This is a genomic window from Deinococcus radiophilus (assembly GCF_020889625.1).
GTDB classification, from domain to species: Bacteria; Deinococcota; Deinococci; order Deinococcales; family Deinococcaceae; genus Deinococcus; species Deinococcus radiophilus.
The window spans coordinates 225141-251436 of the sequence record NZ_CP086381.1; the positions used below are offsets into that span (position 1 = coordinate 225141).

General features: G+C 60.9%; 18 protein-coding genes. 9 read left to right on the forward strand and 9 right to left on the reverse strand.

Annotated features, from left to right (window positions below; genetic code table 11):
* Nucleotides 1–250 precede the first annotated feature (250 nt).
* On the forward strand, nt 251–2422 hold the full coding sequence (locus tag LMT64_RS11955) for a catalase (protein ID WP_170165951.1): 2172 nt from the start codon (nt 251–253) through the stop codon (nt 2420–2422).
* A gap of 174 nt (nt 2423–2596) precedes the next feature.
* Here the strand turns inward: LMT64_RS11955 and LMT64_RS11960 are convergent, their stop codons facing one another.
* A complete protein-coding gene (locus LMT64_RS11960) occupies nt 2597–3919 on the reverse strand; it encodes a nucleotide sugar dehydrogenase (protein ID WP_211334172.1) in 1323 nt (440 codons plus the stop codon).
* Between the two features lie 238 nt (nt 3920–4157).
* A complete protein-coding gene (locus LMT64_RS11965) occupies nt 4158–4793 on the reverse strand; it encodes a sugar transferase (RefSeq protein WP_126351802.1) in 636 nt (211 codons plus the stop codon).
* Nucleotides 4794–5087: 294 nt separating this feature from the next.
* On the opposite strand from LMT64_RS11965, the gene LMT64_RS11970 reads away from it, so the two are divergent.
* From LMT64_RS11970 to LMT64_RS12005, 8 genes are all read left to right on the forward strand, one after another.
* Nucleotides 5088–6293 carry a DegT/DnrJ/EryC1/StrS family aminotransferase gene (locus LMT64_RS11970; RefSeq protein WP_126351801.1) on the forward strand — a complete coding sequence of 402 codons (1206 nt, stop codon included), beginning with the start codon at nt 5088–5090 and terminating at the stop codon, nt 6291–6293.
* A gap of 10 nt (nt 6294–6303) precedes the next feature.
* A complete protein-coding gene (locus LMT64_RS11975) occupies nt 6304–8187 on the forward strand; it encodes a polysaccharide biosynthesis protein (RefSeq protein ID WP_126351800.1) in 1884 nt (627 codons plus the stop codon).
* Between the two features lie 76 nt (nt 8188–8263).
* Nucleotides 8264–10546 (forward strand): uracil-DNA glycosylase, encoded by a 2283-nt coding sequence (locus LMT64_RS11980; RefSeq protein ID WP_126351799.1) that lies wholly within the window; start codon nt 8264–8266, stop codon nt 10544–10546.
* Between the two features lie 38 nt (nt 10547–10584).
* The gene (locus LMT64_RS11985; protein WP_126351798.1) at nt 10585–11172 is read left to right on the forward strand and encodes a MarR family winged helix-turn-helix transcriptional regulator; all 588 of its coding nucleotides are present in this window, start codon (nt 10585–10587) and stop codon (nt 11170–11172) included.
* A 61-nt stretch (nt 11173–11233) separates the two neighbouring features.
* Nucleotides 11234–11482, forward strand: coding sequence for an HNH endonuclease (locus LMT64_RS11990; protein ID WP_324295880.1), 249 nt, complete (start codon nt 11234–11236; stop codon nt 11480–11482).
* Between the two features lie 443 nt (nt 11483–11925).
* A complete protein-coding gene (locus LMT64_RS11995) occupies nt 11926–13470 on the forward strand; it encodes an N-acetylmuramoyl-L-alanine amidase (protein ID WP_126351797.1) in 1545 nt (514 codons plus the stop codon).
* A gap of 62 nt (nt 13471–13532) precedes the next feature.
* Nucleotides 13533–14939 (forward strand): dihydrolipoyl dehydrogenase, encoded by a 1407-nt coding sequence (lpdA, locus tag LMT64_RS12000; RefSeq protein WP_126351796.1) that lies wholly within the window; start codon nt 13533–13535, stop codon nt 14937–14939.
* A 96-nt stretch (nt 14940–15035) separates the two neighbouring features.
* Nucleotides 15036–15548, forward strand: coding sequence for a DUF421 domain-containing protein (locus LMT64_RS12005; protein ID WP_126351795.1), 513 nt, complete (start codon nt 15036–15038; stop codon nt 15546–15548).
* A gap of 79 nt (nt 15549–15627) precedes the next feature.
* Here the strand turns inward: LMT64_RS12005 and LMT64_RS12010 are convergent, their stop codons facing one another.
* The 7 genes from LMT64_RS12010 to LMT64_RS12040 form a co-directional block, all read right to left on the reverse strand.
* Entirely contained in the window at nt 15628–16410 is a 783-nt protein-coding gene (locus LMT64_RS12010) for a response regulator (RefSeq protein WP_126351794.1), read from the reverse strand.
* Nucleotides 16411–16484: 74 nt separating this feature from the next.
* A complete protein-coding gene (locus LMT64_RS12015; protein WP_126351793.1) occupies nt 16485–17222 on the reverse strand; it encodes a DUF4388 domain-containing protein in 738 nt (245 codons plus the stop codon).
* A complete protein-coding gene (locus tag LMT64_RS12020) occupies nt 17219–20560 on the reverse strand; it encodes an Hpt domain-containing protein (RefSeq protein ID WP_126351792.1) in 3342 nt (1113 codons plus the stop codon). The genes LMT64_RS12015 and LMT64_RS12020 overlap by 4 nt, the downstream gene beginning before the upstream one ends.
* Nucleotides 20561–20577: 17 nt before the next feature.
* The gene (locus LMT64_RS12025; RefSeq protein WP_126351791.1) at nt 20578–22827 is read right to left on the reverse strand and encodes a methyl-accepting chemotaxis protein; all 2250 of its coding nucleotides are present in this window, start codon (nt 22825–22827) and stop codon (nt 20578–20580) included.
* Nucleotides 22828–22853: 26 nt separating this feature from the next.
* Complete coding sequence (locus LMT64_RS12030) at nt 22854–25133, reverse strand: methyl-accepting chemotaxis protein (protein WP_229253476.1); 2280 nt, start codon at nt 25131–25133, stop codon at nt 22854–22856.
* A 90-nt stretch (nt 25134–25223) separates the two neighbouring features.
* Nucleotides 25224–25643, reverse strand: coding sequence for a chemotaxis protein CheW (locus LMT64_RS12035; RefSeq protein ID WP_126351790.1), 420 nt, complete (start codon nt 25641–25643; stop codon nt 25224–25226).
* 14 nt (nt 25644–25657) lie between these two features.
* On the reverse strand, nt 25658–26017 hold the full coding sequence (locus LMT64_RS12040; protein ID WP_126351789.1) for a response regulator transcription factor: 360 nt from the start codon (nt 26015–26017) through the stop codon (nt 25658–25660).
* Nucleotides 26018–26296: the final 279 nt, after the last annotated feature.

A 26296-nucleotide genomic window follows, 5' to 3' on the forward strand; every position in this document is an offset into this window, starting at 1 on the left:
GCTGCCAAAAGAGGGGTTTTTTTACGTTTGCAGCGAAGTTTACAGGCTTCTTAAAGGTCTTATCATGCGCTGCCTGACCAGACAGTTAGGGTAAAAAGTGAGTCCACAGATCTCGGTCAGGTTGATTGGGGAGGAACGTGGATCTATGTCCATGTAACTTGCCAGATTCAGCTTTGCCCCATTCATCACCGGAATTCATTTGTCCAAGCCTCTCCCGTCTGGTGTCCTGCCAGAGAATGGAGTTTTAGCCGTGAGCCACGATAAACCCGATGCGAAGACCGCCCCTAGCAATCCCAAAGTCCAGGACCTGTCTTCAGACACTGCTCCCCGTTCCGAACAAGACCGCCTGACCGATAACTTTGGTCATGCGATCAGTGACGACAACAACTCGCTGAGGGCCGGGGTACGGGGGCCGACCTTGTTGGAAGACCATCTGGTCCGTGAAAAGCTACATCATTTTGACCATGAGCGTATCCCGGAGCGCATTGTTCATGCCCGCGGTGCAGCAGCGCACGGTTACTTTGAGCTGACCGACTCGCTGGCTGAATACACAACAGCTCAGGTGCTGACCGAAGTCGGCAAGAAAACACCTGTGTTTACCCGCTTTTCTACTGTGCCAGGCTCACGTGGTTCAGCAGATACCCCACGTAGCATTCGTGGCTTTGCAGTGCGCTTCTATACCGATGAAGGCAACTGGGACATTGTGGGTAACAACGTGCCGGTGTTCTTTATTCAGGACGCGATCAAGTTTCCTGATCTGGTCCATGCCCTGCGTCCTGAGCCACACAATGAGATCCCACAGGCCGCCAGCGCCCATGACACGTTCTGGGACTTTATTTCTCTGACTTCCGAAGCCATTCACACGATCATGTGGGAGATGTCGGACCGGGCGCTGCCACGTTACTTCGACACGATGCAGGGCTTTGGGGTGCATACCTTCCGCCTGATCAATGCGGAGGGTAAGAGCACCTTCGTGAAGTACCACTGGCAGCCGGTGAATGGGGTACATTCGCTGGTCTGGGACGAATCGCAGAAGATTGCGGGCAAAGACCCTGATTTTCAGCGCCGCGCCATGTGGGAAACTATTGATGGGGGCGGAACATACGAATGGGATTTCGGAGTGCAGCTGTTTACAGAGGCGCAGGCCAGCGAATGGGATTTTGACATCCTGGACCCCAGCAAGATCATTCCTGAAGACTTGGTTCCGGTGCGGACCATTGGCCGCATGGTGCTGAACCGCAATCCTGACAATTTCTTTGCCGAAACTGAGCAGGTGGGCTACAAGCCGACCAATCTGGTTCCTGGGATGGACTTTACCAACGACCCACTGATGCAGGGTCGGCTGTTCTCTTACCTGGACACCCAATTGATCCGCCTGGGAAGCCCCAACTGGCAGTACCTGCCGATCAACCGTCCTCTCAATCAGGTCGCCAACAACCAGCGTGACGGCTACATGCGCCATACCATCAATCCTGGGCGTGTAGCTTATCGCCCGGCTTCGCTGGACGGAGGCTCACCTCTGGAAGTGCCCCGTGACCAGGGGGGGTTCGTGAGTTACCCGGAGCCGGTCAGTGGCGAAAAACTGCGTGTCCGCGCCGAGAGCTTTGCAGATCACTTTGGGCAGGCGCGTCTGTTCTGGAACTCCATGACTCCCATTGAGCGCGAACATATCTGCAAGGCTTTCCAGTTTGAGCTCAGCAAGGTGGAAACCCGTGAAGTGCGCGTGCGGATGCTGGATTTGTTAGAACAGGTGCACCCACTGTTGGCTTCACAGGTGGCTGTGGCTTTGGGTGAAGCACCCCGTGCCGAACAGGTTGCCAAGCCTGGAGGAACTGCCGATAGCGCCGAAGAAATGGAATTGCTTGCTACTGCCGAGGCTCAGCCAAGTGCATCGGGTGGGCTGACCAAAGCCAAGAATCTGAGTATGGAGGAGCAGCCACCTAAGGGCATCCGTAACCGCCAGGTGGCGATTCTGGCCGCGGATGGTGTCGACACTGACCAGGTAAAAGCAATCATGCAGGCCCTCAAAGCCGAAGGCGCCAAGGGACATGTACTTGGGCAGCATCTCGGTGACTTGGGCGGCGTAGAAGCCAAGAAGACGCTGGGCAACTCACATATGGTGCTGTTTGACGCCGTCATCGTCCCTGGCGGTGCTGAGCACGTCCAGGCGCTGATGGAAGACGGCGATGCGCAGGCCTACCTGCTCGAAGCCTACAAGCACGCCAAGCCCATCGCTGCATATGGCGAGGCACAGGCACTGCTGGCCGACTCGGATCTGGCCCGGATCACGGGTCAGGATCTCGGGGAGATGCAAGACCTGGGCATCTTGAGTGCCGAACAACCTGATCTGGCCCAGTTTGTGCAAACCTTGGCGCAGCACCGCTTCTGGGGCCGTCCCAAGGTGAGCCGCATCAGTAACTGAGGCGTCTTCGAAAAGTGGATAGCCACTTGCGCGAAAACCTGCAGTGATCCATCAAGTCCCACCGGGAAAGTCCTCCTGGTGGGACTTGATAATTGCTTTGACCTGAACAGGCGATAAACAAAGAGCCCAAGGGACGCAATGTCCTTGGGCTCTTGCGTTGCTGGATGCGTGGCTTTACAGCATGACCACTTTTTCACGCTTCAGCTCTGGGGTCAGCTGCTTGGTGGCGTTACGAGTATCCAACACCCTAGGGGCCAAGCGCAGCACCCGCTCATAGTCCACGTCGCTGTGTTGAGTGGTGATGATGACCAGGTCGGAGTTCTGCAGTCGCTCATCCGTCAGGTCCACGCCCTGGGCTTCCACACCATGTTCCCGAATTTCCGGTGTCCAGGTGTCGTGGAAGCTGACATCTGCTCCGGCTTCCTGAAGTAGACGGTAGATGTGGATCGCGGGCGATTCACGGTAGTCGTCCAGATCGCTCTTGTATGCCATACCCAGCAGTAGCACCCGGCTGCCATTAAGAGGTTTGCGGTCCATGTTCAGTACGCGGCTGGCCTTGTCGACCACAAATTCAGGCATCTTGCGGTTGACTTCGCCTGCCAGTGCGATGAAATGGGTCTGGAAGTTGTGCTCGCGGGCTTTCCATTCCAGGTAATGCGGATCCAGGGGAATACAGTGTCCACCCACGCCAGGACCGGGGTAAAAGGGCATGATCCCAAACGGTTTGGTAAAGGCTGCGTCCAAGACCTCCCAGACATCCAAGTCCATGCGGTCACACAGCAGCGCGATTTCGTTGGCCAGCGCAATGTTGACAGCCCGGAAAGTATTCTCGTAGACCTTGACCAGCTCGGCGGCCTTGGCACTGCTCACAGGCACGATATGTTCAATGGCCTGCTTATAGAAAGTGACGGCTACATCCAGACTGACTGGATCGTTGCCCCCGACCACCTTGTTGGTGTTCTTGGTGGTATAGCGCTTATTGCCGGGATCAACGCGCTCGGGCGAATGCGCCAGGAAGAAGTCCTCGCCTGCTTTCAGCCCACCCGCTTCAAGGATGGGACGCATCACTTCTTCAGTGGTCCCAGGATAAGTGGTGCTTTCCAGGCTGACCAGTTGGCCGGGTCGCAGACGACGGGCGATGTCCTCGGTCACTCCTTTGACATAGCTGAGATCAGGAGAGAGGTTCTGGTCAAGCGGCGTAGGCACGCAGATCACAATGACGTCCATTTCGCCCAGGCGGTCTAGGTCGGTGGTGGCGTCAACCAGACCACGCTCAACCACATCCCTGAGATCCTCATCCCGCACGTCGCTGATGTAGTTCTCGCCTGCCGCGACCTGAGCCGCACGTTCAGGATTACGGTCAAACCCAGTGACCTTGAAACCTACTTTGGCCTTCTCTACCAGAAATGGCAGGCCAACATATCCCAGTCCCACGACACCGATACGGGCAGTTCTGTCCTGGATCTTGGCCTTCAATTGATTGTCGGAACTTTGCACCATCACAATCTATCCTAAAGGCTGTGGCTCTTGAGCTGTGTCTACCTTTTGGGTAGATCGTAGGGCGGGTTTCGCACATTTGGCAAAGCTTCATCAGAGGTCTTGTGAAGACAGATTATCAGCCTTGGCGAACTGGTGGTGGGCACTATCTACCGCAGGGCGAATGGGCATCCATTTCTCTCACATAGCATTGCCCCCAGGCACTGCATCACCCGATTGAGGCTGCCATTGGACTTTGCTACTTGTTCTCTGGGCCGTCACCGGTAAATTTGGGCATGGTGACCTCCCCCTGGGCGCTGATCCCCTCGCGGTGGACTACTTTTTTCAGAGTGAGCAGGAGGATCCGGAAGTCTAGGGCCAGGTTTTGATGATCCACATACCACACGTCGTATTCGAACTTTTGCGCCCAGCTGATGGCATTACGTCCATTGACCTGTGCCCAACCAGTGATGCCAGGTCTAACCTCGTGGCGACGGGCCTGCCGGGGTGAATAGAGCGGCAAATAATCCAGCAGTAATGGTCGGGGGCCTACCAGGCTCATATCCCCCTTGAGAACATTCAACAGGCTCGGTAGCTCATCCAGGCTGGTGGCCCGCAGCAGCCGGCCAAAGGTAGGGAGACGCTCCGCATCACTCAGCAGCTGGCCATCTGGTCCTCTGGCGTCGGTCATGGTGCGAAATTTGTACAGATAAAATGGCCGCCCACGCAGACCAGGTCGTTGTTGCCGGAAAAGCACAGGACTTCCCAGTTGCTTACGGACCAGTGCGGCCACCACGGTCAGCAGCGGTGCGAAGATCACCAGTCCCACCGCTGAAACCACCACATCTATCACTCGTTTGAGTGTCCGTTGTACAACCCTTTGAGCCCATGACATCGTTATTCATCATACCAAGTCTGTTTGTGGGGCTTGGGAGTCGAGCGCAAAGTGGTTCTCAGCGGTCATCCGGAAAATGGGTATGAGGACCAAGCCAGTCTATGGCTCTTCGCTCTCCTACGGAGCTGTGCCCGTCTGCTCGCCTAGAACCTGCGCAGGTACGCTCGCCTCCGCGATTTTCCGAGGCCGCCTCTAAAGTAAGAGGAAGGAAAACCATAATCAATCCCAGAAGATGGGAATATGCGTAAAGGACCGCATAGACGTGTCCCAGAAAGAGAGTATGCTGACGATGTGATGAGCAAGGCGAGTGTCAGCGCACCCCCACAAGTGGCTAAACCGGCCTGGCCCTCCTGGCCTGTTTTTCCGGAGGATGAACGTCAGGCCGTAATGGATGTGCTGGTGTCGGGCCGCGTGAACTACTGGACTGGCAACGAAGCCCGTGAATTTGAGCGTGAATACGCTGAATATCTGGGAGTGCCGCACGCCATTGCCCTGCACAACGGTACGTTGGCGCTGGAGCTGGCGCTGCAAGCTTTTGGTATCGATTCTGGAGAAGTGATCACCACTTCGCGGACCTTTATCGCGTCCGCAAGTGCAGCTGTGATGCGCGGGTGTGTCCCAGTGATTGCGGACGTAGACCGGGACAGCCAGAACGTTACCGCCGAAACCATCCGCCCGCTGATTAATGAGCGGACCCGTGCCATCATCCCGGTGCATCTGGCGGGCTGGCCCTGCGACATGGACTCGATCATGGCGCTGGCCGAAGAACATGGTCTGATCGTGATTGAGGACTGTGCCCAGGCGCACGGTGCCTTTTACAAGGGCCGCCCGGTAGGCAGCATTGGGCACGCGGGGGCCTTTTCCTTTTGTCAGGACAAGATCATGACCACTGGTGGTGAGGGTGGTTTGCTGGCCCTCAAGGATGAAGAGGTCTGGAAGCGGGCCTGGGCTTTTAAGGACCACGGCAAAAGCTACGACGCCGTGTACAACCGCGAACACCCTCCTGGCTTTCGCTGGTTGCACGAATCGTTTGGAACCAACTGGCGGATGTTGGAAGTCCAGGCGGCCATTGGACGTCTCCAACTCCGTAAGCTGCCGGAGTGGATTCGGCAGCGCCAAGCCCACGCAGCAGTGCTGAACCGCCGCCTGGCCGAGTTTCCCAGTATCCGTCTGACCTTGCCCCCACAGGACGTGCAGCACGCCTACTACAAGTACTACGTTTTTGTCGAGCAACCGGCACTGAAAGGCGGCTGGGACCGCGACCGGATCATGACGGAAATCGCAGCGCAGGGCGTGCCGGCCTTCAGCGGGTCGTGCTCCGAGATTTATCTTGAAAAGGCTTTTACCGACGCAGGGTATGGCCCCCAAGAGCGGCTACCAGTGGCTCAGGAACTGGGTGAAACCTCACTGATGTTCCTGGTGCACCCCACACTCAGCGAAGCGGATATGGAAGCAATGGCTGACGTGATTTGCAGTGTGGTGAAGGAAGCGACTCGCTAACCCAGGATTCATGACTCAGCCCTCCATCCCACCGACCAGTAACTCGCCTGCCTCCCATCCGGTCTACCGCGCCCATCAGTTTCAGAAGTTCGCCATCGACTTGGCGCTCTGGACCCTGGCAGCTGTCCTGGCTTACGTCTTTCGCAAGCCCAGTGCGCTGACCGAATCCAGTTTCGGGCTGAACGTTCTGGTCTATTTCCTGATCAGCGGCGTCATCATGGCGGTCCTCAGTTCATACTACGGGCTTTACCGTCAGACCTGGCGGCGGATCGGCGTTCCGGATCTACTGGTCCTGCTGCGGGCCGTATTGCTGGCGACCCTGGGTGGGCTGGCAATGGCCTTTTTGCTGTATGGCTACCTGGATCTGCCGCGCAGTGTCCCCCTGATGACCGGCGTGCTGGGTTTGCTCCTGATGGGCGGCGTGCGGCTGCTGTCACGCGTGTTGCACGAGCGGGTGCCCAAGGGTCAGGCATCAGGTCAACGCCGGGTGCTGATTGTAGGAGCAGGCGACGCAGGAACCTTGATTGCCCGCGAAATGCTGCGCCATCCCGAAAGCAAGATGCGTCCAGTCGGCTTCGTGGACGATGCCCCCGACAAACACGGTACGTCTGTGATGGGGCTACCGATCTTCGGCAGTGTGGACACCCTGCCTGAGGTGGTGCGCCGCGAAGACGTGCAGCAAGTGCTGATCGCCGTGCCTTCGGCAGACGGTACGTTCGTACGCCGGGTGGTCGATCTGGCCAAAGACACTGGGGTCAGCTACCGGATTATTCCGGGTGTCTTTGAGATTCTGTCGGGCCATGTGACCCTGGGACAGATCCGGGACGTGAATCTAGAAGATTTGCTGCGCCGGCCCCCCGTAGAGCTGAACACAGCTGAAATCGCCGACTACTTGCGGGGCCGGACCGTGATGGTCACGGGTGCAGGGGGGAGCATCGGCTCCGAGATCGTGCGTCAGATCGTGCCCTTTGGCCCGGCGCGTGTGGTTCTGGTCGGGCGCGGTGAGGGGAGCTTGTTCGCCATTCAGCAAGAGTTGCGTCGCCTGGCTCCAGCACTCCCCCAGACGGCGCTGATTGGAGATGTGCGCGATCAAGACCGAATGCGCCAGATTTTTGCTGAGCAGCGGCCGCAGGTGGTTTTTCATGCCGCCGCACATAAGCATGTGCCGCTGATGGAGGCGGCCCCCTCCGAGGCCATCCTGAACAACGTGATCGGCACCCGCAACGTGGTGCAGATGTGCCTGGAGTATGGTGTGGAGCGCCTGGTCAACATATCCACTGACAAGGCGGTGAATCCCACCAGTGTGATGGGAGCCAGCAAACGCATGGCCGAAAAGACCGTTTCTGCGGGGGCTGCGCGGGCACAGCCAGGGCAGGCGCTGGTGTCGGTGCGCTTTGGAAACGTGCTGGGGAGCCGGGGCAGTGTAGTACCGACCTTCATGGCGCAGATTCGTCAGGGCGGTCCTGTCACCGTGACCCACCCGGAAATGACCCGCTACTTCATGACCATCCCTGAAGCGGCCCGGCTGGTGCTGCAAGCGGGCGGCCTGGCCGAAAATGGCCGAGTCTATGTCCTGAATATGGGACAACCCGTCAAGATTGCCGATCTGGCCGAAGACGTGATTCGCCTCAGCGGTGCACGGGACATTGAAGTGGTCTACAGCGGGGTGCGCCCCGGTGAGAAGCTGTACGAGGAACTGCTGACTTCCTCAGAGGGAACGGACGCCACCACCCACTCGGAGATTTTCAGTGCCCGATTGGAGCAGGTGGATCCGCAGGGACTGGACCGTGACATTGCCGTGCTGGAACAGGCGGCCCATGCCGGGGACTTTGGGGTTATCCGCCGTGAACTGGACCGAATCATTCCCGAAAACAAGTTCGGGTCACTGGGCTAAACAGCCCTGGGTTGACCCAAGAGAAGCACAATTTACCTTTCACCCACGCGGCATTGCGGCCCTTCACAGTGGAGTCATGCAGCCAGTGTCCGCCGTCTGGTTCAAGAAAGACTTGCGCGTCACGGACCATGCGGCCCTGGTGGGCGCTGCCGAGAGCGGTGGGCCAGTGTTGCCGCTCTACATCTACGAACCAGAGCAGTTACATCACGAGGAATTCGGTGGGCATCATCTGGATTACCTGAACGAATGCCTGCGCGACCTGGCTCAGCGGCTCGCGCAGCTTGGCTCACCGTTGGTGATTCGGCGCGGTGAAGCGGTCGCCGTCCTTGAAGCCCTGAGCCGCGAGATCTCTATCGGTTCGCTGTGGGCACATCAGGAGACGGGCAACGGGGTCAGCTTTGCGCGGGATCTGCGGGTTCATGCCTGGGCGCGGGCGCGGGGCATTCCCTTCTACGAGCCGCCGCAGCAGGGTGTATTTCGCCGCATGGTGGACCGTGACCGCTGGGCCGATGCCTGGGAAGCGCGGATGTCCCAGTCGCCTGTGCCGCCGCCTGTGCTCCGCCCGCCTGCCAAGGCGCTGCGCAGCGAAGGCTGTCTGGATCACCGTGCGCTAAAAGTTGAGCGCAACCTCAAGGTGATTCCCCAGGGCGGCGAAACGGCAGCGCGGAGTGTGCTGGATTCGTTTTTGGCCCAGCGGGGGCGCGACTACATGTGGGCCATGAGTAGCCCACTGACCGCCGAAGACGCCTGTTCGCGGCTCAGCGCACCGCTGGCGTTCGGGACGGTATCTCTGCGGACAGTACTGTTAGAAACCCGCCAGGCGCTGGCCCGCTCACTGGGGGACCAAGGCGCTGATCCCCGCTGGGTGCGCTCCCTGCGCTCGTTCGAGAGTCGGCTGCACTGGCACGATCACTTTATTCAGCGGCTGGAATCCGAGCCACGCCTGGAATTCGAGAATCTGAACCGGGCCTACGATGGCCTGCGTGAACCCCACTGGAATGAGGAGTATTTTGACCGCTGGTGTCAGGGACAGACCGGCTATCCGCTGATTGACGCCTGTATGCGGATGCTGCAGGCCACCGGCTGGCTTAATTTCCGGATGCGGGCTATGTTGGTCAGCTTCGCGTCACATCACCTGTGGCTGCACTGGCGGCGGCCAGGACTGTTCTTGGCGCGGCAGTGGCTGGACAACGAGCCAGGCATTCACTGGTCGCAAATGCAGATGCAGTCTGGGACGGTGGGCATCAACCGCAGCCGGGTCTATTCTCCGACGCGCCAGGCCCGTGAGCAGGACCCGCAGGGTGACTTTATTCGCCGCTGGGTGCCGGAACTGAGTGCGGTCCCGGCACCGCACATCTGGCGGCCCTGGGAGCTGCCGCCGCTGACGGCCCAGAGCCTGGGGGTGCGGCTAGGCCGCGATTATCCTTATCCGGTGGTCGCTGAACATGGGCCGGCCCGCGCTGCCCACGACAGGCTGCAGGCGGTGCGGCAGTCCCTTCAGTTCCGCGCCGAAGCTCAGCGCATCTACACCCTACATGGTAGCCGCAAAAAAGCTGTGATCCGCGCTGAACGTGAGCGGCGCGGCCTGCCGCCCAAGTCGGAGCGTTCAGCGCGCGCCCCCATCCAACCGAGGAGACACCCTATGGCTGACCAACCCAACCTGTTTGATACTCAAGACTCCAGTCCCCCAGCTCTGACCTTGCCGGGGGACTGGAACAACGTCCTGGCCGACACCCTCCGCCGTCCCGCGCTGCACCGCCTCGCCGAATTCGTGGAGGAGGAGCGCCGTCAGCACACCGTCTATCCACCGCCCGAGGACGTCTTTACGGCACTGCGGCTCACGTCTTACCGCGATACCAAAGTGCTGATTCTAGGTCAGGACCCTTACCACGGCCCAGGTCAGGCACACGGACTGGCCTTCAGTGTGCAGCGCGGTGTCCGGATTCCGCCCAGCCTGCGGAATATTTACCGCGAACTGCAGGAGGATCAGGGGATCAAGCCGCCCCCGCACGGCAACCTGGAAGCCTGGGCCGAGCGCGGTGTGCTGCTCCTGAATGCGGTCCTGACGGTCCGTGCCGGTGAGGCCAACAGCCACGCAGGACAGGGCTGGGAAGACCTTACGGACGCAGTGATCTCCGCGTTGAATACCAAAGGGGAGGGGGTGGTCTTTGTCCTCTGGGGAGCCTATGCTCGCAAGAAGAAACGCCTGATCACCGCGCCGCAGCACGTTGTTATAGAAAGTGGACACCCCAGTCCCCTCAGCGTGCGGCATTTTGCTGGAACGCGGCCTTTTAGCGCGGTGAACCGGGCATTGGCCGAAATGGGAATGGCCGAGATCAATTGGAGGCTGCCAGAGTGATTGATCCCGCTCCAGCCGTTAAACTGCAAAGTGACCATATGACGATTTATGAAGAGTTGTTGCAGACCATCAAGTATTCCTCCGCTTCCGAAGAGGCGGTGGTCAGCCTGATGCATACCAACTCCATGGTGATGTCGGATTTCGATCAGTTTATCCGTCAGTTTGGCATTACGTCGGCGCAGTACAACATCCTACGGATCTTGCGTGGTGCCCACCATAAGGGTGAAGAACTGGGACGCAACGATATCCGCCGCCGTCTGATTGACCGGGTCTCGCCGGACCTGACCCGGATGCTGGTCCGCCTGGAAAAAGCAGGGCTGATCAGCCGTGACCGTCAGCGCCGCCAAGGGGAGGATCAGCGAGTGGTACCGACCCGGATCACCCAGCGGGGGCTGGATCTGCTGGACGCGTTGGATGGGCCCCTCGTTGAACGCAACAGCCGCAGTATGAGTGGCTTGGACCAGGAAGAGCAGCTTGAGCTGATCCGGCTGCTGGAGAAGGTCAGGCTCGGTGTGCGTAACCTGCCGCCCCATGCAGCGAACCAGTCCTTTCAGGAGCCCGAATCCCCCGCAGCTGGCCAGGTGGCCGAAGATGCTGGAGAACCCTCCCTTGGCCCGCAGGACTGAGCCTGCCGCTTGGCCGCCGCCAGTTCGCCCAGCAGAGACCTGTGCCCTGTGTGAGCGCACGGTGCTGCGTCTGACTGAGCATCACTTGATTCCCCGCTCGCAGGGGCGGCGGCGGGGCCATAAGGTGGCCGAATTGCCCACCGTCATGTTGTGCCCGGCCTGCCATAAATTTCTGCACCGGACCTTCAGCAATGCCGAACTCGAAAGTGAGTATTCCAGTCTGGAAGCCTTGCGGAGCCACCCAGATGTGCAGAAATTTGTGGCCTGGGTGCGGCGGCAGCCTGCCACCAAAGGGGTTCGAGTGCGCTGATGTGTCAACGGGCAACCAATGTTATGTAGATGACTAAATGTTTCCCAAATAAAGAATTAAGATGTTTATATCTTCAGTCAGATTGGTATCAGATTCAGCGGGGAGCAGGCAAATGTGGCAGACATTTAAACAGTGGTTTTCGTCTTTGGTGCCGTGTGGATGGGTTTCAAGTTGTTGGGCCAGACCCAATGCTGTTCTGCCTCTTTCCTCGGCTACAGCAGCCCCGCAAGATGCGGTCAGTGAACATGATCTGCTGCGTGCCTTCGGCTGTGATGTCTGAAAGTCTGGCCGTAGTATCTTCTGTCCGCTGACCCGCCACTCACCCCAGGGAAGGATCTCCATCCGGCCCCCAAGCCATCAGTCTGACTTCATGAGAGATCGGTAATCTGGGCCAAGTGATCTGCTGGGCCGAGCGCCTGGAGCAGGTCCGCCCAGGAGGCCTGATGTCCAGACGACGCTCTGCGCTGCCGCTGTTTCGTATCCGCTGTTTCCTTACTGCCGCTACGCTGATCATGTTGACGCCGCTGCTTGGTCCTGCCACCCTCGCTCAGGCTGGCACGGTGACCCTTTCGGGTGAGCGACTGAGTTTACCGCAGTCGCCAGTATTCGTGGCCTATCCGCCGGATGGTCACCGTGTCGCACACGCTTATGTCTTGGTGGAAGGCAGTGTCCTGCCAGGAGCTGACCTGCGGATTGGTGGCCGGGCCGTGCCAGTGGGCGCAGATGGCCTATTCGTGGAATGGGTGCCTCTACGGCCGGGCCTCAACCCGCTGCGCGTGACCAGCCACCGGGGTGGGCAAACCTGGTCAGCGACCTTGCGCGTGATCCGCGCGGCGGCTCCGGTTCGGCCACCGGCGCCCCTCCAGACCCACGCGCCCCGCGTAGCTGAAGTGGTGGACCCCGGTCAGGGCTGGGGAGTCAATACCGTTCGCTCAGCCTGGGAAGATGATGCAGGACGTGCGGTACTGTACGCCCGACAGGGACAGCGTGTGCTGGTGACCGGGCAGCGCGGCGACCTGAGCCGGGTGCAACTGGCCGATGGAAGGCCGCTGTGGGCGACCCGAAGCACGCTCAGGCTGCTGCCAGCCTGGACAACAGACCTCACCGCTCAGGTGGGCGGCCCAATCTGGGTGTCTGCTACAGCAGGCGACTGGCACCAGTTGAGGCTGCCGACAGTGGGCCGCGTACCGTTTGTCCTCAGCGAGATTCCCGGTGGCCTGCGCCTCAGCCTGGTTGGGGCGCAGTCGGTGGGGGCCTGGACCCCGCCGTCAGGTCTGAACCTGCGGCCCTGGCAAGAAGGCGCTGCGTTACATTTCGACCTCAGCCTGCCGCGGCCTCTGCACGGATTTGCCGCAGGCTATCAGGCGGCAGAGCAGGGCGACGAACTGGTCCTGCGTTTCCGCGAAGCCCCCGCGCCAGGACCGTTGGCGGGGCGTCATATTGTGCTGGATGCAGGCCATGGGGGCAGCGAAAAGGGAGGAGCTGGACCACTGCGAGTGCCTGAGAAGGACATTGTGCTGCCCATTGCACTGCGGGCTGCCCAGTTGCTACGGGCCGAAGGTGCCACCGTCACCTTGACCCGCCAGGGCGACGTGACCGTCCCGCTGTACGACCGTCCGCAACTGGCCGAACGGGTGGGGGCCGACGTGCTGGTCAGCGTACATGCCAATGCCATTCCCGACGGCAAGGATCCCCGAACCGTGCGCGGTGCAGGCAGTTACTTCTCCTATACCCAGTCGCGTCCCTTGGCCGATGCCCTGCAACGTTCGCTGGTCGCGGCGTTTCCAGCGGTGGGAGATGACGGACTGCACCCACAGGCCAATTTGGCGCTGACCCGGCCTACATCGCAGCCCAGCGTGCTGCTGGAACTGGGCTATCTCACCGATCCCCAGAACCTCCGTACCCTAATGAGCGCACAGGGACAGGAGGGGTACGCTCAGGCCATTGCGGCGGGCCTCCGGGCTTACTTTGCTGGGTTACCCGACTAGGCCTTGTCTCTGAGTCGGGGACGCGTCCCTGGCCTCCCAACCTGGGCGCTAAACTGACCCACATGGATTCTTATGACGTGTTGGTGATCGGCGGTGGCCCGGCGGGATACGTGGCTGCCATTCGTGCAGCTCAGCTGGGCTTTCAGGTGGCCTGTGTGGACGCCTTCGAGCGTGACGGCAAGGCTTCGCTGGGTGGTACCTGCCTGAACGTGGGCTGCATTCCCAGCAAGGCCATGCTGGATTCGTCCGAGAAGTTCGAGATGATTCAGACCGAGGCCCATGAGCACGGCATCCAGGTTGAGGTTGCCTCGGTGGACGTCTCCCGGATGTTGTCCCGCAAAAATGGTGTGGTGGACAAGCTGACCGGCGGCATCGCCTACCTGTTCAAGAAAAATAAGATCAAGAGCTTTTTCGGCACCGGCCGTCTAGTCCGTCAGGATGAAGCCGGCTGGGTGGTAGACGCCGCCGGCACCGAAGTGGTGGCCCGTCACGTGATCGTGGCGACTGGCTCTAACCCCCGCGAGTTGCCGCTGGCGCCGTTCGGGGGTCACATCGTCGAGAACAGCGGGGCCCTGAGCTTTGAGGCCGTCCCCGGCAAGCTGGGTGTGATCGGCGCGGGCGTGATCGGACTGGAGCTGGGCAGCGTATGGCGCCGCCTGGGTGCCGAGGTGACGGTTCTTGAAGCGCTGCCTGGTTTCCTGATGGCCGCCGACGACGCCGTGAGCAAGGAAGCCCTCAAGCAGTTCAAGAAACAGGGCCTGGATTTTCACTTTGGCGCGAACATCTCCGAAGTGAAGCAGGATGAGGGCGGTGTGACCGTCACCTACGCTGAGGGCGAGGAGACCAAGACAGCTCAATTTGACAAACTGATCGTGAGCATCGGCCGGGTGCCCAACACTCAGGGCCTGGGCGCGCAGGAGGTGGGCCTAGAGCTGGACGAGCGCGGTTTTGTGAAGGTGGACAGCCACTACCGCACCAACCTGCCGGGCGTGTATGCCATCGGGGACGTGATTGGCGGAGCCATGCTGGCCCACAAGGCCGAGGAAGAAGGCGTAGCCCTGGCCGAGCAGCTGGCGGGGCAGGCCGGACACGTCGCCTATGACGCCGTGCCCTGGGTCATCTATACCAGCCCCGAAATCGCCTGGGCGGGCCTGACCGAAAAAGCCGCCAAGGAACAGGGCCTGAGCGTGAAGACCGGGCAGTTCCCTTTCAGTGCCAATGGACGCGCCCTGGGCCATGGCGACCCGCGCGGGTTCGTGAAAGTGGTGGCTGACGCGAACACCGACCGGATTCTGGGTGTCCACATGATTGGCGCGAACGTCTCGGAACTGATTGCGGAAACAGTGGCAATCATGGAGTTCGGCGGCAGTGCTGAGGACCTGGCCCGTACCGTCCATGCCCACCCCACCCTGGCCGAAGCAGTCAAGGAAGCGGCGCTGGCCGTGGATGGCCGCGCCCTGCACATGTAAGCGTCCATCTGAAGAGAGGAGGCCCGGAACTGCGTGTTCTGGGCCTCTTTATTGGCGCGGCTGCAGCATAGGCCAGGTGGCGCTTACACTGCCCCCATGAGTTTGCCTGACATCATCTGGACGGAACTGGTCAATATTCTGACCCCTGAGCAGGGCTGGAGTGTCCAGCTGGTGGTTCGCACCATTCTGTCCACCACGCTGCTGATGGGCTACGTGATCCTGCTGGCCCGCACCTTCGGATCACGCACCTTTGCCAGTTTTACGTCGTTCGACTTTCTGACCAATGTGGCCGCCGGGTCGCTGGTGGCCAGCGCCATCCTGGGCCAAAGCATTGTGGAAAGCAGCCTGAGCATCCTAACGCTGGTGCTGCTTCAGTGGGGTATTTCGGGGCTGAGTGCGCGTTCGGCGGCGGCGCGGCAGACCTTCGACAATGCCCCAGTGGTTCTGGTTGAAAAGGGCTGCAAGTTGAGTGGCAATATGCAGCGTGCCCGCATCTCCGATGAGATTTTGTATCAGCATATGCGTTCCGCCGGAGTGCTGACTTTGTCCGACGTGCAGTGGGCCGTGCTGGAGAGTGGCGGGTCCATCAGTGTGGTGCGAAAAAACTAAGCAGATCCGGATACGGAATAGCAGTACAAGAAAACCCGCCCCGGCATCACCGGGCGGGCCGTGTATCAGAGACGCAGACTTACATGTGGCGGAGCGTGACCAGCACCTTGTCGCCCAGGCCGCGCATGGTCAGGCGCTTGCCACCCAGTTCCAGTTCCAGCTGGCCTGCGCCACTTTCGCCCAGGCGGCCCGCCAAGAACTCGGCCGTCCCCATATAGAAACGTGCGAATTGGCCGATGTTCTTGGGCAGAGGCTCTCCGCGCTGTTCCAGCACTGTGCCGTCACGTTCGACCAAGACGGCGCTCAGGACACCGTGGGTGGCTGCGGCGCGGTCCAGCATGGCACTGAAAGCGCCGTTGTGGGCCTGCGGACGGGACTCGGTGGCCGGGGGGTTGACCATCGGCTCTTCGGTCCGTGTCGTGGTGGCAGCCTCTGGTGCGGCGCTGACGACTTCTTCAGGTTCCACCTCAACCTGTTCAGCCGCTTTGGCCTTGGCACCATCACTGAGGGCCTGGTTGACCGCAGGCATCAGCTCTTCATGACGGAAGGGCTTCTTGAGAACACCTTCCGCCCCCACCTGATGGGCCTGCTGGCGGGTTTCAGGATCCACGTTGCCGCTGATAATCAGCACAGGAATGTTGCGGTAGCGGTCATCGGCCTTCAACTGGCGGCAGAGCTCGAAGCCACTCAGCCCCGGCATGATCACGTCTGCAATGACCAGATCGGTAGGGGCCGCGTCCATCTGCTCCAGAGCCTGTTCGGCGCTGGCGGCGCTGCGGACTTCCATCCCTTCTTTTTTGAGGGACAGTTCCAGGGCTTTACGCACGCTGATGCTGTCGTCAATGACAAATATATGGTTCATAGGGACTCCGATCTCGGGGGTTCAGGGTGAAAGGTTTCAGGGTATCCAGGGCCTAGGGCCACTGGGCCGCTGCACTAGTGCGGCACACCCGCACGTTCAGCATGGCGGTGATCCAGATCCACGGTCACTTCCATCAGCAAGCGTTCGGTGCGCTCTTCAATGTTGCGTGGCGCCGGAAGGCCAAGCGGTGGCGCCTGATAGAACCGGAAACGGCTCTCAGGGTCCAGTCCAGCTGCGTCCAGCAATTCCAAGACCGCTGCGTGGGCGGTATGGGGGCCATATTCGGCGTAAACGATGTCGCCAGCGTGCATCAGCAAGTAGCCCTGGTGTTCGCCGGCATCAATCAGCCAGTGGCCGCTCAGCTCGCTTTCGGCCACCCAGGTCAGCAACTCGGCCAGCAGGTTGCCGCTCAGCCGACCATGCAGGTCACCCGGAGCGCGGCTGAACGGTGGCAAATCTTCAGGGACGGCATTCAGTTGCTCCAACACCTGCCGGACCAGTTCCACTGTGCCTACCGAGGGCGGCAAGTTGAAGTTGGGCGGTGTGGCCTGACCACCCCCCTGGTCGGTCAGCAGGAAAAAGGGTGTTTCGCGGGTGGCGGGTTCTATCCGCAGGATGTCGCGGAAATCCTCCCCAGCCATGTCACCCGGTTGCTCATCGCAGATCACAGCGTCCACGTGGTTGCGCTCCAGCTCGGTCAGGGCCGGCAGGGCACCGTCGCTGAGGTGGGCATGAACCCCGGTGGCCCCCGTGAGGCTGCGAATCAGCTGAGCGCGGGCAGGGTTGGGGACCAGCACGAAGATCTGTTTCATGGATTCCTGCTCAGGATACTGCCCAGGCGGCGCAGCAGCAGCGCTTCGTCAACGGGTTTACTGAAGTAGTCGTTGGCGCCCAGCTGGAAGGCCAGTCGCTGGTGCTTCTCGCCGGCGCGGGTAGTCATCACGACCAGGGGCAGCTCGGCGGTCGCAGGGCGGCTCCGCAGCGCCGAAAGCAGCTCGTAGCCGTTCATGCGCGGCATTTCCAGGTCCGAAATCACCAGGTCGAAGGATGCGTAGTCCACTTGCAGGCGGTCCAGGGCCTCCTGGCCGTCGTTGGCGGTGGTCACGTCGTACCCGCCGCGCTCCAGCATGCGGCTGACCAGACGGCGGACCGACAGCGAATCGTCCACCAGCATGACGCGGGCACGCTGCGCGGCACTGTCTTCCTGCGCGCCCTTACGCAGCCACATTTCGCGGCGGCGCATCAGGCGGCCCAGGCCAGTCGGGTCCAGAATCGGCATCGGCTGTCCACTGGGTGAAATGGCCGTACCTGAGAGGTAATCCATCTGCGCCAGCACACTGCCCAAGTTCCCTACGGCGGCTTCGTCGATGTCCCCGAAGGCGTCCACCCGCACGGCAATGTCCCCGGCAGCGGCGCTCAGGATCACCAGTCGGTAGGTGGAATCCTCTCCGGTCATGCCCCAGATCTGGCGCAGGTCAATGACTGGTAGGCGGGCCGAATCCAGCTCGACTTCCAGGCCGTGCTCACCAGTGATCAGATCCTGGCGCTCACGTTCCATCAGCAGACGTACCGTGTTGACCGAGAAGGCGATTTCCTGGCCGCCCACCTGGCAGGTCAGCAGGTCGGCGATGCGCTGGTTGGTCGGAATACGCATGGTGAAGACGGTGCCCTGTCCCGGCTCGGAATGGATCAGCAGTTCGCCGCCCATGCCGCGCAGGGTGTTGGCGACCACGTCCATGCCCACCCCGCGTCCCGCTTCGGAGCTCACGGTTTTGGCAGTAGACAGGCCAGGCAGCAGAATCAAGCGGGCCAGATCTCCCTGGCTCATCTGTTCCAGCTCCTGCGCCGAACGCAGGCCTTTTTCCAGGGCACGAATGCGAATGGCATCATAGTTCAGGCCTTCGCCGTCGTCCTGTACGGAAACTTCCAAGAAGTTACCGCCTTCGGTCACGCGCAGTGACACCTGGCCCAGGGCGGGTTTGCCTGCGGCAAGGCGCTGCTCAGGCGATGAAATCCCGTGGCTGGCCGCGTTGTTGAGCAGGTGCAGCAGCGGCTCGGCCAGCTGTTGCAGTACCGCCGTGTCCACTTCGGTGGTTTCGCCGTTGATGTGCAGTTCCAGGCGCTCCGAGCGCTCACGGGCCCAGCGGCGCAGTCGGCCTGCCACACTGGTAAAGGGCACACGGCTGGTACGACTCAGATCCAAACGCAGGCGGCGGGTCAGCTTGGCCAGGTCTTCGTTGTCTTCTTGCAACGAGCGCAGTCCGTTCTCAAAGCGGCTGCGCACCTCCGAGAAGTCGGCTGCCAGCTCGGTCATGGAGCGGGCCAGAATGTTGAGGTCGTTGTAGGTATCCAGCTCCAGCTCGTCGAATTGCTCGCCCAGATCGGTGTCACCGACGACGCCACGCCCGGTGACGGTGGCCCGGTCCGTGACCATATCAGGGTTGAGGTAACGTTCCTCGAAGTCACGCACCGTGCGGCTGAAGCGGGCCTGTGACTGATCCAGGGCATTCTGCAGTCCGGAGAAGGTTTGCAGCGACTGTTCCAATCGGGCACGGGCGACCACCAAGTCCCCGATCTGATCCATCAGTTCTTCCAGGCGGCGGGTGTCCACACGGACGCTGGTCCGCACCGGCAACAGGGCAGGAGTTCCAGGTTCAGCCTGGTCGGGGGTATCCACGGTGATAGCGCTGGTACGTTCGGCTTCCAGCACGCTTTCCCAGGAGCGGCCCTGCGACAGCAGGCGCAGGCGTTCGGCCAAGACATGGGCGTCCTGGGCAGATCCGGCCTGACCCTGCGTCATGGCCAGCATCTGGCCCATGGCGTCGGTGGCCTGATCCAGCGTTTCCAGCACTGGGCCGTCCAGTGCCTGGGCTCCGTCACGGACAGCTCCAAGCAAATCTTCGGCACGGTGGGCAAAGTCGCCCAGTGGCTGCAGGCCCACCATGTAGGAGCTGCCTTTGATGGTGTGGGCCGAGCGGAACATCTCGTTGATATCGGCAGCGTCAGCACGTTCCAGCTGGGTACGCAGTGCATCCAGGTGTTCTTGAACCTCGGGTGCGAAGTATTCCAGTACCTCGGCGTTCTCGCGGCCGAAGAGAGCCAGTTCGGTTTCCAAGTTGCTGCGCTGCTCTTGTGCTGCGCTGCTGGGTGCTGACGTGGTCTGCTCAGTGCTGGCCTGGGCAGCATATTGCGTTTCACGGGCGACAACCTCGGTCCAGTCGTTGCCGCCAGCCAACAGTTGCAGTCGGCGGCTCAGGCGGCTGACCTGGGCGTCCAGGGACTGCGCTTCACCGCCGGCGGCCCGGAGCATCAGGCCCATCGCATCGGCAGACTGTTCCAGCGTTTCGGTCACAGGACCGTCCAACTCCTGCTGACCGTCACGGATGGCACCCAGCAGATCTTCCATACGGTGCGCGAATTCGCCCAGTGGCTGCAGGCCCACCATGTAGGAACTGCCCTTGATGGTGTGGGCCGAGCGGAACAGCACATGGATATCCGGCTCGTCACTGCCCAGACCCGCGTGCAGCGCGTCCAGGTGTTCCTGCACTTCAGGCGCGAAGTATTCCCAGACCTCCGCATTGTCCTGAGCAAAGGTCAGCAACTGGCGGCTCAAGTCGTCACTGATGTCCTCAGTGCTGCTCTGCTGAGTCGGTGCAACACCTTCTGGGGTGGCTGGCGTGTGGCCTTCGGTTTCGAAGCCTCCACGCAAGTGCCCACGCGCCAGATAAAAGGCGTCAGGGTGGGCGCGGAGCAGCTCAGTCATCCGCTGCGGCGCTCCGGTCTGCGCGAAGGTCAGCCCCAGGTTTCCTTCCTGGCCGGTGGTTTTGGCCTCCTTAGCGGCTCCGCTCAGAGCCACCACGATCTCGCTGACCAGATCATTGTAGCGGCCTTGCCAGCTTTCAGGCAGCTGGGGACGGGGCATCAGTAGGCGCTCGGCCACCGAGGCCAGCTGGGCCATTTGGGGGAACCCATACAGGCTGGCGGTACCGCGCAGGCGGTGAGTCAGGACACCCAGCGCCTGCATCTGCGGTTCAGCCTGCGCGTAGTCGGGCGCTTGTTTCAACAGCTGCAAGCGTTCTTCAATGGAGGCCATCGTCTCATGGACATCCTCAAAGAAGTAGTGCAGCAGGTCATTGTTGGCGGTAGTCATGACGTCCTTTCAGTCCGTTAGCTCGGCAGGCGGAAACGCGAGAGCGAGGCGTTGAGCTGGTCGGCCAGCTGCTGGAGCTGCTCTGCGGCGGCGCGACCTTGCTGCACCGATTCCTGTGAGCGCTCGGCGATTTGGGCAATGTCCTGCACCGAGGCACTTACCTGCTCAATGTTCTCTACCTGATCACGGGTTGAGAGCGAAATCTGCTCGGCCAGCCGTGCCGATTCACGCGACAGCGTACTGATCTGCTCCAGGCGCTGTCCGGCTGTTCCGGCGACCTGGTATCCCTGGTTCACCTGCTCGGCGTTTTCACGCATGGTCTGCACGACCTCAGCGATTTCGCGCTGAATCCCGGCAATCAGGCCTGCAATCTGGCGTGACGCCTGGGCGGACTCGTCTGCCAGCTGGCGAACTTCGTCGGCCACCACGCTAAAACGCTCTCCGGCCTCGCCTGCTCCGGCAGCCTCAATGGAGGCGTGCAGTGAAAGCAAGTTGGTCTGTGACGCGATGGAGGAGATGGTGTCCACGATCTGGCCGATCTGACGCGAACGGTCGGACAGCGCCGCGATACGCTGCTCAGCATTTTGAGCCGTTTCACGAATGCCTTGCATGCCGCTCAGGGTGGCCTGCACGGCTTGCTGACCTTCGTTGGACGCCAGCAGAGCGTCAAGGGCGGCCTGGGCCGATTGCTGCGCGATCTCGGACATGGCTTGAATCTGGCGGTTCACTTCTTCCGTCTGCTCGGCCACACGCTGCGCGGACTGGGCAGTCAGCACGGTACCGCTGCTGATGGTGTCGGTGGTGCTGAGCATCTGGTGGGAACCTGCTGTCACGGACTCGGCGGCGCTGCGGGTTCCGGTGAGCACCGAACCCAGCTCCTCGGTCATGAAGTTGATGGAGTCCACCACGTTGCCAAGCACGTCTTCGGTCACGACACCGCGCTTGGTGAGGTCACCGTCGGCGATGTCCATGGTGACGTCAAGGAACTGTCCGATGTTGTTCTGGAGCTGTTCTTGTTCCAGACGTTCCTGCGCCACACGGCGGTCGTTTTCTTCCAGCTGCTCGGCGGCCACGTTGAACGTGTTGGACAAGGTGCCGATCTCGTCTTGGCTGTCGGCCACGATTCGCTGTCCATAGTTGCCGCGTGACAGTTCCTGGGCAGCTTGGGTGAGTGTCCCAAGCCGTCCGGTGATGTTCCCGATGATGTACTGCGTCAGGGCATAGATCAGGGTCGCCACGGCCAGCAGACCCAGCAGAATCAGCAGGAGTCGGTTCAGTGCGGCGCTGCGCTGTTGCTCGTAGATGGTATTCAGCTGACGGGTGGTGTTTTCGAAGGCTGCATACTGCGATTCGAGGGTGGGGTTCAGCGTGTCCAGCGCCTGATCTACCGTCAGTGCCGTGTTGGATTTGACCACCAGCTCGTTGAACATCAGACGCAGGCTGGTGTCCAGGTCCGAATACATGGCGTCGTAAGACGGCTTAAGCTCCCGGCCCAGATCAGGATATTGCTGGAACAGCAGATCACTTTCGCGCTGCAACTCGGCAACGATGTCACGGCCCCGCGTCAGGTCAGCTTCGACCTGAGCACGCTGTTCCTCGGTACGTTCACCGCGCTGAAGCCGCTGCACCCGGTCCAGCACCTCGACCGTGTTGATAATGTAACGTCCGGATTCCGGCAGAACGACAGGCATGCTCTCAGAAGCCAGTTCGACCAGACCCAGTGCCCTGGACTGCGAGTTGGCGTAGAGGTTGCCGGTCTGTGCCAGCACCGTAAACAGGCTGAGCAATTCTTCATTCAGGACCAAGTTGATCTGGTCGCTGAGGCCCTCAGCAGTGCCCACCCGGCCATCCACCAGATCGGTGACGCGCTTTACCTTGGCCTGCATGGTTTCGGTGAGGCGCTGGGCTTCAGGAATATTGGCGGCAGCCACAGTGGCGGCGACGGTGGCCATATCGTCTTTTACCTGCTGGTTCAGCTGCGGGTCCACGTTTTGCGGCGCAGTACCACGCATGTAGCGTAGGTTCTTCTGCAGGTTTTGCAACTGCAGATAGTTGGACGCCACTTGGCTCTGTTTCTGGGCCTGGAGGTACTGATTGTAGGCCTGCGTACCCAGGGTAATCCCGGCCAGCGCGAAGGGCAGACCCGCCAGCAAGCCTACCAGCAGCAGTTTCTGGCGCACGCTGTAGCGGTCCAGTGGATTGGCGCGGCGCGCTGGGGGTTGGGGGACCGGGGAGGGGCCCAGGGTGGGAGTAGATGTCGTGGTCATGCTGTTTCTCCTGACGTGGGCATGCTTTAGTTGGGCAGGCGGAAGCGCGAGAGCGAGGCGTTGAGCTGGTCGGCGAGGCGCTGCAGCTGATCGGCGGCGGCGCGGCCTTGCTGCACCGACTGCTCGGACTGCTGGGCAATCTGGGCAATCTGCTGCACGGCGCTGCCCATCTGCTCAATGCCCTGCACCTGCTGCTGGGTCGCGGACGAGATGTTCTCGGCAAGCTGTGCGGACTGCTGGGTCAGGTCGCCGATCTGGCGCAGACGCTCACCGGCAGTTCCGGCGACGCGGTAGCCCTGTTCCACCTCGCGGGTGGACTCTTCCACGTTCACGACCACGTCCTGAATTTCCGACTGAATGTTCTGGATCAGCGTGGCAATGCGGCCCGTGGCGGCGGCGGAGTTATCTGCCAGCTTGCGCACTTCGTCTGCCACGATGGAGAAGCGTCCTCCGGCTTCACCTGCACCAGCGGCCTCGATGGTGGCGTTCAGTGCCAGCAGGTTGGTCTGGCGGGCGATGCTCGAGATGGTGTCCACAATCTCCTGAATTTCCAGCGAGCGGTCACCCAGGCCTTTAATGCTCTTGGCCACCCCCTGTACCTCACGGCGGATGTTCTGCATGCCGTCCAGCGTGCCGGTCACGGCTTCCTGGCCCTGCTGAGAAGCCAGCAGCGCCTGACGGGCGGCGTCGGCGGAGGCCTGCGCCTGCTCGGCCATCTGGCGGATGGAGGCGGACAGTTCCTGCACCTGCTGGGTCACGCGCTGCGCCTCGGCGGCGGTCATGGCGGTCCCTTCCTGAATCTGGGAAGTGGTCGCCAGCACGGCCTGCGAACCGCTGGTCACCGACCCGGAGGCTTTCTGAATGTCGCCAAGCACGTAGCCGAGCTCCTCTGTCATCAGGTTGATGGAGTCCACGACGTTGCCCAGCACGTCCTCGGTCACGACGCCGCGCTTGGTGAGGTCACCTTCGGCGATGTCCATGGTGACGTCGAGGAACTGGCCGATGTTGTTCTGGAGGCGTTCCTGTTCGAGGCGCTCCTGCTCGGCGCGGCGTTCGTTGGCTTCCAGCTGCGTAGCGGCCAAGTTAAAGGTCTGAGACAGTGTTCCCAATTCGTCCTGGGTTGTGACTGGAACGCGCGCTCCCAAGTTGCCCTGAGAGAGGTTGCGTGCTGCTCCGGTCAGCTGAGTCAGCGGATTGGTGATGGAGCGCGAAATAAAGTGAAGCAAGCCAGCGGCGGTGGCCAGTCCCAAAGCAGTGAGCAGCGCAGTAAGTAAGGCCTGAGTGCGGCTTTGCTGCGCTTCTTGTTCCAAGGTTGTCCCCAGGGCCGTGGTGGCCTGCTCAAAGCTGCCGAACAGGGCCGCTGCATAATCGGGAATAAGGGCCTGCACGTCTGAAGGTGTAATTTGGGCCACCTCGGCGTCTACCAGACCTGTGCGCACTGTTCCAAAAATCGCGTCGCCAGCGTCGACAAGGTCAGTGTAAGCGGGGCGCAACTGGCGGTCTAGTGCTGGAGAAGTGGTGAGTGCTTCGGCCAGGGCCTGCTCAATGCGTTGCTGAGAGGCATTGGCGTTGTCCCAGCGCAGCTGCGACTCGATGGCCGCCGTTTCATTCACCTCGCGAGTTTCACCTAGCTTGTTCAGTACAGTTACAGTGCCTGAACCAATTGAACCGGCCTGTGGACCTTCCTGTGGCAGCACCGTTGTGACCAGGTTGACCAGCTCCGCCACTTCCAGGTTTTCTGAGAGTTCCAGCATGGTGTCTTTGGCAATCGTGCCGTACAGCGGCGTGATGACATTGTTCAGCAGTTCCGTGTAGGCCTGCTGTGCCTGCGCCGCAGAAATGGCACCTTCGTCCACCTGGCTGGCAAGTTCGTTAAAGCGATTGAGGGCACTCTGGGCGGCCTGTTGAATGTCAGTCAATTCGAGGGACTGCGAACGGTCAATCACGGTTTGTAAGCTGGTCTGCACACTTTGACGCTGGGTAGCGAGGTCCTGTGCTCCTGCCGCGTTGCCGGAAAGGAGGTTGGTTGAGCTAAGGCGGACGAACTGAGTATTGTTTTGGCTGACACGAAGAGCGTCAATCAGCTGCTGGCCCTGGATTTCTTGCTCAATCTGGGCCACCTTACGGTTGGCTTCAACTACGTTCTGGATGGCAAGCCAGGCGAATGGCAGACCAAGCACCGAACCGGCCAGCGCCAGCTTTTGACCTACTGAAAGCCGCCCCAGAAAACTGGTTTGGTTGGGACCTGCCTTGATGCGCTGGGTAGGCTGGGCCGTGGACTGTGAAACTGAACTGGTATCGGTCATAAAGCGTCTCCTTGTAGGATCTTCTAGGCGCTGGAGCGTACACTGAACATGCTGATGTGTGAGTACTGGGAAAAGTGCCACAGTGCGGCGTTAAACCGGCATCAGTCGGGCTTGCAGGGTGCTACTCAGCACCGCCGGGTTGATGACCCGAATTTCGAAATTCAGGCGGTAATCCCCGGTTTCCTGCGGCGCAGAAATCATGTCCGGGGTGGTCAGGGGTTCATCCGAAGTCAGGTTGCCCGCCATTTCGTCCATGGGAAAGACCAAGGTGTCGTTGCCGATTCTGACGACCAGGCCGAGTGAAGCGTGGGGGTGCCGGGGAAGACCAGCCAGCAGGTGCAGGTCCAGCAAGGGAGCAGCCTGACCGGCGGTGACGACCAGTCCGGCCAGGCCTCCCCGGCCACCGGGCAGCGGAGCGACCTGGCCCAGTTCAATCACTTCACGGGTCAGATGGGCGGGCAAGGCCAGTACGTCGTCTTTGTAGCGAAAGAGCAGCAGGCGCTCAGCCATGACTCAGCCGACCCTTAAAGGTGACGGCCCAGCACGCCCTGCACGTCGGCCGGGGTGTAAGGCTTGATGATGTAATCGGCTGCGCCCTGGCGCAGACCCCACTTGATGTCGGTTTCGCTGCCCTTGGAGGACACGAAAATCACCTTGAAGCTGGGGCTAGGGAATTCGCGCTTGATGCCGCGCAGCACTTCATAGCCGTTGCGTCCTGGCATCACCACGTCCAGCAGCACCAGATCGGGCTGCTCGGTAGAAATGCTCTGCTCTACAGCTGCAGGATCACTGATACTGGCGACCGTGTGGCCCTGACCTTTGAGCACTTCGGTCATGAAACGGATGTCGGCGGGAGAGTCGTCAACCAATAGAATCTTTGCCATATGTCTTTCTCCGTTGCGGGTGTGGCTTGTTGGAACGACTTGGAACCTTCCATGCCAGGCCCTACAGATGGCTTTAGAATCATCATCTGGCCCTAACTAGACTCTTACACTTGCGGGTTATTTCCTGGGCAGGGCGCAAGGTGAGATGGTCTTAGAGGTCGTCCGGAAAACGGGCGTGAGGTCCGGGCCAATCTATGTTTACTCGCTCTGCTCGCATAAAATCGCAGAGGTGGACGTCCTCCGTGATGTTCAGAGGCAGCCTCTAGGGCAGGCGGTGGC